The 6,449-nt window shown below is 70.8% G+C and carries 7 protein-coding genes; 3 read left to right on the forward strand and 4 right to left on the reverse strand.

Annotated elements, in window-relative coordinates:
- The first annotated feature begins 27 nt into the window (after nucleotides 1-27).
- Nucleotides 28-1,032, forward strand: a complete 1,005-nt coding sequence (locus QH270_RS18885) for an ABC transporter substrate-binding protein (RefSeq protein ID WP_280344152.1) — start codon at nucleotides 28-30, stop codon at nucleotides 1,030-1,032.
- Nucleotides 1,033-1,085: 53 nt separating this feature from the next.
- Here the strand turns inward: QH270_RS18885 and QH270_RS18890 are convergent, their stop codons facing one another.
- The 3 genes from QH270_RS18890 to QH270_RS18900 form a co-directional block, all read right to left on the reverse strand.
- A complete protein-coding gene (locus QH270_RS18890) occupies nucleotides 1,086-2,279 on the reverse strand; it encodes a cation:proton antiporter (protein ID WP_280344171.1) in 1,194 nt (397 codons plus the stop codon).
- A gap of 10 nt (nucleotides 2,280-2,289) precedes the next feature.
- A complete protein-coding gene (locus QH270_RS18895; protein ID WP_280344154.1) occupies nucleotides 2,290-2,772 on the reverse strand; it encodes a cation:proton antiporter regulatory subunit in 483 nt (160 codons plus the stop codon).
- 64 nt (nucleotides 2,773-2,836) lie between these two features.
- Nucleotides 2,837-3,316 (reverse strand): cation:proton antiporter regulatory subunit, encoded by a 480-nt coding sequence (locus QH270_RS18900; RefSeq protein WP_167456116.1) that lies wholly within the window; start codon nucleotides 3,314-3,316, stop codon nucleotides 2,837-2,839.
- Between the two features lie 271 nt (nucleotides 3,317-3,587).
- On the opposite strand from QH270_RS18900, the gene QH270_RS18905 reads away from it, so the two are divergent.
- Complete coding sequence (locus QH270_RS18905) at nucleotides 3,588-5,243, forward strand: ABC-F family ATP-binding cassette domain-containing protein (RefSeq protein ID WP_280344156.1); 1,656 nt, start codon at nucleotides 3,588-3,590, stop codon at nucleotides 5,241-5,243.
- On the opposite strand, the gene QH270_RS18910 is transcribed toward QH270_RS18905, so the two are convergent.
- A complete protein-coding gene (locus QH270_RS18910) occupies nucleotides 5,240-5,764 on the reverse strand; it encodes a pyridoxamine 5'-phosphate oxidase family protein (RefSeq protein WP_280344158.1) in 525 nt (174 codons plus the stop codon). The genes QH270_RS18905 and QH270_RS18910 overlap by 4 nt on opposite strands.
- Nucleotides 5,765-5,952: 188 nt before the next feature.
- Here QH270_RS18910 and QH270_RS18915 point away from each other — a divergent pair, with 188 nt between their 5' ends.
- Complete coding sequence (locus QH270_RS18915; RefSeq protein ID WP_280344160.1) at nucleotides 5,953-6,288, forward strand: STAS domain-containing protein; 336 nt, start codon at nucleotides 5,953-5,955, stop codon at nucleotides 6,286-6,288.
- The last annotated feature ends 161 nt before the right edge of the window (nucleotides 6,289-6,449 follow it).

Below are 6,449 nucleotides of genomic sequence, written 5' to 3' on the forward strand. Positions count from 1 at the left end.
TTTCTCCCCGACAAGAAAGCGAATCCCATGTCCCTGTCACGACTCCGCGGCCGCGGCTTCGGCGCCGCCGCGGGCGCCCTCATCGCGCTCACCGCGCTCGTCGGGTGCGGCACCGATTCCGCCCCGGCCGAATCGGCCAACCCCGCCGCCGACTCGGCGAGCTTCCCGCGCACCCTCGACACCGTGATGGGTCAGGTGACCATCCCGAAGGCGCCCCAGCGCGTGGTCGTCCTCGACACCGCCGAACTCGACTCGACCACCCTGCTCGGGGTCACCCCCGTGGGCGCGGTCGTGCCGCACACCAAGACCCAGGGCGGCTTCCCCGACTACCTGAAGGCCGGGCTGGGTGAGGTCGTCGACGTCGGCCCGCTGCTGGAGCCGAACCTCGAGCGGATCGCCTCGCTGAAGCCGGATCTGATCCTGTCCTCGAAGATCCGCCACGAGAAGGTCTACGACAAGCTCAGCGGCATCGCCCCGACGGTGTTCACCGAGACCACCGGCGGTCCGTGGAAGGCCAACCTGGCCGTGCACGCGAAGGCCCTCGGTCTCGATCAGCAGGCGGCGGACGCGCTGCGCAAGTACGAGGACCGCGCGCGGGCGCTCGGTGAACTGATCAAGGCCAAGGGCAACGGCACCGTGCCCAGCGCCTCGGTGGTGCGCTTCCTGGCAGGCCCCACCCGGCTCTACACCAATCAGTCCTTCAGCGGTGTCGTGCTGGCCGATGTCGGCCTGCGCCGCCCGGAGGCCCAGTCGAGCACCGACCCCAAGAAGATCATGATCGAGGTGAGCCCGGAGCAGATCGACCGCGCCGAGGCGGACATTATCTTCGTGGCCACCATCGACGATCCGGGCAAGACGCCGAAGAACGCGGTCACCAGCGGCCCGGTCTGGCGTGATCTCGCCGCCGTCAAGAGCGGCAAGGTGTACGAGGTGCCGGACGAGACCTGGATGTCGGGCATCGGTGTGCAGGCGGCGCAGCGGATGCTGGCCGACATCGCCCAGGCGACCGGGGTGGCCCTGCCCGCCGAGTGATCAGCGCACACGAAAGGCCCCGCCGGTGACAACCGACGGGGCCTTTCGGCCGTCTACTCCGCGACCGGGACCTCACGCACCCGCGTCCGGCGGCCGCTGATCCCCCGCATGACCGGTTCGACGATCCGCGCCGCGATCGGCCCGATGATCGCCATGAGCAGCACGTACGTGGTGGCCAGCGCGGCGAAGCCGTCGGGCACCGCGCCGGCGGCCACCGCCAGACCGGCGATGACGATGGAGAACTCACCGCGCGCGACCAGCGCCGTACCCGCCCTGGCCCGGCCGAGCTGCGACGCGCCCGCGCGTTTGGCCGCCCACCAGCCGGTGGCGATCTTGGTCGCGGTGGTGACCACCGCCAGCAGCACCGCCCAGCCCAGCACCGGCGGGATCGTCCGCGGATCGGTGCTCAGACCGAACAGCACGAAGAACATGGCCGCGAACAGATCGCGCAGCGGCTCGAGGATCTTGGTCGCGTCGTGCGCGGTGGAATCGGAGATCGCGATGCCGAGCAGGAACGCCCCGACCGCCGCCGACACCTGCACCGCCGATGCCACGCCGGCGACCAGCAGCGCCGAGCCGAGCAGCTTGAGCAGGAAGATCTCGCGATCCTCGCTCGCCACGATCGCCGAGACGTACTTGCCGTAGCGCAGCGCGACCACCAGCACCACGGTCACCGCGACGAGCGCGATGCCGACCGTGGTCATCCCGGCCACGAAGCCCACCCCGGCCAGCACCGCGGTGAGCACCGGCAGATACACCGCCATCGCCAGGTCCTCGAACACCAGGATCGACAGCACCACCGGGGTCTCCCGGTTACCGAGGCGACCCAGGTCGTTGAGCACCTTCGCGACGATGCCCGAGGACGAGATGTAGGTGACGCCCGCCATCGCGATCGCCCCCGTCGGGCCGAGCCCGAGCATGAGCGCCACGATCACCCCCGGCGTCGCGTTGAGCACCAGGTCGAGCAGGCCGGCCGTCCACGATTTACGCATGCCGGTGACCAATTCCCCGGCCGTGTACTCGAGCCCGAGCAACAACAGCAGCAGGATCACACCGATCTCGCTGGCGAGGTGGATGAACTCGTCCACCGCGTGCAACTCGACCAGCCCGCCCGTACCGAACACCAGACCGCCGAGCAGATACAGCGGGATCGGCGACAGGCCGACGCGGGCCGCGATGCGCCCGAGCACCCCCAAACCGAAGAACACAGCCCCCAGCTGGATCAGAGCCAGCGCGGAATCACTGATATGCACGCGCTCAGCCGTCGGAGAGGATCACGGCCGCGGCATCGAGCCCCGCCTGCGTTCCGACCACGACCACCATGTCACCGCCGAGGAACTCGAACTCGGGCCCCGGGGAGGCGTGCACCTGGCCCGCGCGCAGGACCGCGACGATCGAGGCGCGGGTCCTGGTGCGCATCTCGGTCTCGCCGAGGCGCCTGCCCGCGTAGGCCGAATTCGCGGGCACGGGCATCGAACGGGTGCTCACCCCCTCGAGATCGCGGTGTTCCTCGCGCAGCTGGGCGACGAGCTGCGGTGCACCGAGCAATCCGGCCAGTGTGCGGGCCTCCGCGCTCGACAGCGGGATCTGCACGGTGGTGTCCGGGTCGCCGACCTTGGTGAAGATCAGATCGGTGCCGCCGTCCTTGTGATCGACCACGCCGATGCGGCGGTCCACCTTGGTCAGCGAAAACTCTTTCCTGACACCGATTCCGGGCAGGGAGGTCACATCTACATTCATTGTTGGATCACCTAACGTCAGCTAGGCGATACCTTACCTGCCCTTTACTATTCGCAGGCTCCGGTCAGCCCTGGTCGAGCAGTCGTCCCGCGGCTTCCAGACCCTCGTCGGTGCCGACGACGACCACGAGATCTCCGGCGATGAAGGTGAAATCCGTTCCGGGCGAGGGGGTCACATCGCCCGCGCGGACCACGGCGACGACCGAGGCCTTGGTCCTGGTGCGCATCGCGGTGTCGCGCAGCGGACGCCCGTCGAACGGGCTGCCGCGATCGATCGCGAACTGCCTGGTCGTGAGCTCGCCGACGCCGTGCACCTCGGGGGTCTTCTGCACCACCTGCGGGGCACCCAGCAGGCCGGCGAGCACGCCGATCTCGGTGCCCGACAGCGGAATCGACGTGGTCGTGTCGTAGTCCCCGGCCCGCGAGACCACCAGATCCACCGAGCCGTCGCGGTGTTCGACGACACCGATCCGGCGCCGGGCCTGCGCCAGCGGGAAGTCCTTGCACACGCCGATCCCCGGGAGTGGCGTCACATCGATGTTCACGCCCTCACAGTACGACGACTTCGGAATAACGCCAGCCCCACCCTGTTCGGCCGCTCCGGGGAGGCAACGGTCATATTCGCTTGCCGCGCCGGTGCCGTCCTGGCTACCGTCGATGGCATGTGTGGACACACCGCGATGACGAAGCCCTGGTCGCGCCGCTGACGGCGGCGACAGGGATTCTTCTGCTCTTCCGAGGCCGCCGTCCGAGCTGTCATGCCGGGCGGTCGTTCGCGTCGTCCCGGCTCCCTCCTCGTGGCACGGAGCCTCACTCATGTCTGTACCCCCTCTCGCGCGCCCGGCCTCGCTCGACGAGTTGCCCGCGGGCGCGCACGCCCATGTCCGGGCGAGCGGCGTCCACCATCGCCTCGGTGACCGGCCGGTGCTCACCGATGTCTCCGTCACCGTCTCGGCCCGGTCGCGGCTGGCCGTCGTCGGCGAGAACGGGCGCGGCAAGACCACGCTGCTGCACGTCCTCGCGGGGGTGATCCGGCCCGACTCGGGCACCGTCACCCGGGCGGGCACGCTCGGAATCGCCCAGCAGGCCATCCCCTTTCGCGCCGGTGAGACCGTCGGCACGCTCGTCGCCGAGTCGATCGGACCCGCCCTGCGCGCGCTCGGTGCGCTCGACGACGCGACCGAGGCCCTCGCGGCGGGCGCACCCGGTGCCGACGACGCCTACGCCGCCGCACTCGACACCGCGACCCGGCTCGACGCCTGGGACGCCGAACGGCGCGTCGACATCGCGCTGGCGGCCCTGGGCGCCTGCCCGGACCGGGACCGCACGCTGGACACGCTCTCGGTCGGCCAGCGCTACCGGGTTCGCCTGGCCTGCCTACTCGGGGCACGCCCCGATCTCATGCTGCTCGACGAACCGACCAATCACCTCGATCGCGCGGGTCTGGATTTCCTCACCCGACGCTTGCGCGAGCACGCGGGCGGGGTGGCCGTGGTCAGCCACGACCGGGCGCTGCTGCGCGACATCGGGACCGAATTCCTGGATCTGGACCCGAGTCCCGACGGCAGGCCACAGTGGTTCGCCGGTGGCTACGCGGGCTGGCAGGACGGTCGGCGCCGGGCGCGGGCGCAGTGGGAGCAGGAGTACGCCGATCAGGTGGCCGAGCGCGACCGGCTGCGCCAGTCGGTGGCCGAGGCCCGTGATCGGTTGAACACGGGCTGGCGGCCCGACAGGGGGCATGGCAGACATCAGCGCCAATCCCGGGCGCCCGGCGTGGTCCAGGCCCTGCACCGCCGCGAGTCGGCGCTGGAAGCACACCGGGTGACGGTGCCGGAACCGCCGCTGCGCCTGCGCTTTCCGGAGCCCGAGGTCCGGGCGGGGACACCGCTGCTGCGCGCCGCCGACCTGACCGTGGCGGGGCGGCTCGACGGGCCGGTCACGCTGACGATCGACGCGGGCGACCGGCTCCTGGTGACCGGCGTCAACGGCGCGGGCAAGTCGACACTGCTCGATGTCCTCGGCGGCGCGCTGACACCCACCACGGGCTCGGTCGACCGGCGCCCCACCGCCCGGATCGCGCTGATCGGCCAGGAGGTGCCCCCGTGGGAGCCGGAGCAGACCGCGCAGCAGGTCTACGACCGGCACGTCAGACGCCTCGGCCCGCGTGCGGGCACCGACCCGGTCTCCCTCGCCGCGACCGGCCTGCTGGAACGCCAGGCCAGGCACACCGCGGTCGGCAGGCTCTCGCAGGGCCAGCAGCGCAGGCTGCACCTGGCGTTGCGGCTGGCGGACCGTCCGGGACTGCTGCTGTGTGACGAGCCGACCAATCATCTCTCGGTCGCCCTCGTCGACGAGCTCACCGAGGCGCTCACCGGCACCGGTGCCGCGGTCGTGCTGGCCACGCACGACCGGCAGCTGCTGCGCGACCTGGCGGACTGGCCGCGCCTGGAACTCACCCCGGCGGCGGGTTAGTGCGCGAACTTCCAGCGGGTCGCGCCGTGCGGATCGGTCAGCGCGACGCCGACCGCGAAGTGCGGCACGAACCGGTACAGCCACCAGGGGGCAGGCCCGGCGCTCTGGGCACTGAACGGCGCGGTCACGGCGTCGCCGTCGCGTTCGGCGGGCCAGCCGCTCGCCCGATAGCTCTCGGTGACCCGGTCGAGTTCCCCGTGGTCGGTGGTGCGCGTCGCCACACCTTCGAAGACGACATCGACATCGTCGACGAACCGGAACGACAGCGTGCACGCCGGGTTCCCCGCCAGATAGCGGGACTTGTGGCTGTCCGGCCCGCTGGTGAAGTAGAAGTGCTCGCCGACCAGGCAGGCGCCGATCCCGGCCGAATGCGGCCGCCCGTCGGGGCCGACGGTGCCGAGGAACTGGGTGGTCTCGAGCGCGGTGAGACCGGTCTCGACGGCGGTGCGCACCCGGCTCCACGGGAGCGTGTCGTCGTTGTAGATGTTCAGGTCGGTGGCCTCGACCGGATCGGGCAGCATCGGCACTCCTCTACATCGAACAGCCAGGCAGCGACGCCGGGCCCGAGGGTCAACGGAGGACTCACAGTGCCTCCCGAGTATAGGTGCGCACCGGCGGGTGAGGCCGTTGGCTTGCGTATTCGGGCGAAGTTGTGTGTTGTTGAGTCGTGACCAACTCATCCGGAGACGCGTATCCACTCACGGACACGATGACCACCACGACGGCGGTACACGACGGCGTCACGGTGCTGACGGTGACCGGCGAGGTCGATCTGGCGACCGCGCCCGCGCTCGACGCCGCGATCGAGGCCATCCTGGCCGACAAACCTGCGACGCTGGTGATCGACCTGACCGCGGTCGGGTTCCTGGCCTCGGCGGGCATGGCGACGCTGGTCGCCGCGCATCAGCGCGCCGGCGACACCACCAAGATCGCGGTCGTCGCCGACGGCCCCGCCACCAGTCGTCAGCTGAAGATGACGAGCCTGGACCAGGTGTTCGCGATGCACACCACGCTGGCGGCCGCCCTGGCGTCGTTCACGTCCTGACCTGAGAAGAGCCGCCCCCCCCCCCGGGGGGGCCCGGGGGGCTGTGCCGGGTCGGTAAAAGCCCCGCGCCGCAGGGGTATACGTTCGGTTCGGGCAGTCATGTCACGCCTCCGTGGATCGATGTCCGCTCAGCGTCGCGCCCGATCGACGGGGAGGTCGAC

It is taken from the genome of Nocardia neocaledoniensis (assembly GCF_029868625.1).
Classification (GTDB): Bacteria; Actinomycetota; Actinomycetes; order Mycobacteriales; family Mycobacteriaceae; genus Nocardia; species Nocardia neocaledoniensis_A.